2 protein-coding genes and 1 pseudogene are annotated in these 1,763 nt (G+C 47.0%); 2 read left to right on the top strand and 1 reads right to left on the bottom strand.

Going from position 1 to position 1,763, the window contains the following annotated elements; genetic code table 11:
- Positions 1 to 241: pseudogene (locus R8N28_RS24055) on the top strand (penicillin-binding transpeptidase domain-containing protein); the annotation flags it as partial.
- A complete protein-coding gene (gene rodA, locus R8N28_RS24050) occupies positions 241 to 1,353 on the top strand; it encodes a rod shape-determining protein RodA (RefSeq protein WP_318183529.1) in 1,113 nt (370 codons plus the stop codon). The pseudogene R8N28_RS24055 and the gene rodA, both read left to right, overlap by 1 nt.
- Before the next feature lie 75 nt (positions 1,354 to 1,428).
- Here the strand turns inward: rodA and R8N28_RS24045 are convergent.
- Positions 1,429 to 1,763: YebC/PmpR family DNA-binding transcriptional regulator (locus R8N28_RS24045; protein WP_318183528.1), on the bottom strand; the 335-nt coding region annotated here is incomplete at its 5' end.

Here is a 1,763-nt window from a genome sequence, read left to right as displayed (position 1 = left end):
GAACGAAGAGTACAACGCAGATGAAATCGCGGAACACTTGCGTGACCACGCCCTGTTTACGGGCTTTGCTCCGTTTGACGATCCAAAAGTTATCGTTACTCTCGTGCTAGAAAACGCAGGCGGTGGCTCAAGTAACGGTGGCCCAATGGCGAGAAAAATCTTTGACCGAGTGGTACTTGGCCCAGAAGAAATCAAACCAGAAGATGACAAAACCAACGCGCAAAAAGAGGTTACACGCTAATGAAGATGGATCCCTCTACAGGTAAAAACCGCGCCTTGTTTGAGCGCTTCCATATCGACTTGCCCCTCCTACTCGGCATCTTTGCTTTAATGGGTTTTGGTCTTGTGATCATGTACAGTGCCAGCGGACAAAGTTTGGAGATGATGGATCGCCAAGCAATGCGCATGGTATTGTCTCTTGTCGTGATGGTGGTTCTGGCTCAACTTTCTCCACGAACGTATGAAAGCCTGGCGCCACTAATGTTTGTTGCCGGTGTAGTTTTACTATTTGGCGTACTGTTCTTTGGTGAGGCCTCGAAAGGTGCGCAACGCTGGCTCAACCTAGGCTTTGTTCGATTCCAACCGTCCGAATTACTCAAACTTGCGGTACCGTTGATGGTTGCGCGCTATATCGGTCGCCAACCATTACCACCAACATTCCGAACGCTGATTGTTGCGCTAATCATGGTGTGCTTACCAACGATTCTTATCGCGAAACAACCAGATTTGGGAACGTCGATTCTGATTGCGGCTTCAGGTATTTTCGTTATTTTCCTAGCAGGCATCAGTTGGAAGATCATCGCAGCGGCTGCCATTGCCTTAGGTGGTTTCATACCAATTTTGTGGTTCTTCTTGATGCGCGAATACCAAAAGGTTCGCGTTCGTACTCTGTTCAATCCAGAATCTGACCCACTTGGCTCTGGTTACCAAATCATTCAGTCGCTGATTGCGATTGGCTCGGGCGGTATGAAAGGCAAAGGTTGGATGAATGCCACACAAGGAACACTGGGCTTTATTCCAGAAAGTCATACCGACTTTATCTTTTCAACCTATGCGGAGGAATGGGGGTTCATTGGCTGTGTGGTATTGCTGGCGCTATACCTATTTATTACAGCACGGGTGATGTTGTTAGCATGCCAATCTGAGCACTTTTTTAGTCGCTTAGTCAGTGGCACATTGGCGATGAGCTTCTTCCTCTACGCCTTTATTAATACTGGAATGGTAAGTGGATTGTTGCCAGTGATGGGAAGCCCGCTTCCATTCTTTAGTTACGGCGGAACTGCCATGCTGACACAGGGCATCTGCTTTGGCGTAATCATGTCTCTGTGTTACTCCAAATACCGTAATACTTAGCGCTACTCGCAACTATCAGCACGATCAAAAAAGGCTTCCCTCGGGAAGCCTTTTTACAACAACGAAAGCTAAAAATTATAGCTCAGCGTTGTGGTATACCTGCTGAACGTCGTCACAGTCATCTAGAAGGTCTAGGAACTTCTGGAATTTCTCTGCGTCTTCACCCGCTACTGGCGTTTGAGTTTGAGGAACGAAAGTGATTTCTTCCACATCAATTGTCAGATCAGGGAATGCTGCGTTTAGCGCTGTTTTCGTTTTGAAGAACTCAGTGTGAGGAGCAAATACTGTGATCACACCATCTTCTAGTTCAACGTCAGTTACGTCTACGTCTTCCATCATTAGCGTTTCAAGAATCACTTCATCGTCTTCGCCTTTGAATTGGAACACCGCTTGGTGATCGAACATGTGAG

This window comes from Vibrio sp. Vb1554, from assembly GCF_033344235.1.
Note: the sequence above shows the minus strand (reverse complement) of the source record. Positions and strands in the feature narration are given on the sequence as shown.

What these genes read in the sequence shown, in the direction of transcription:
- rodA (WP_318183529.1), top strand. Translation starts at nt 241, where the DNA reads ATGAAGATGGATCCCTCTACAGGTAAAAACCGCGCCTTGTTTGAGCGC.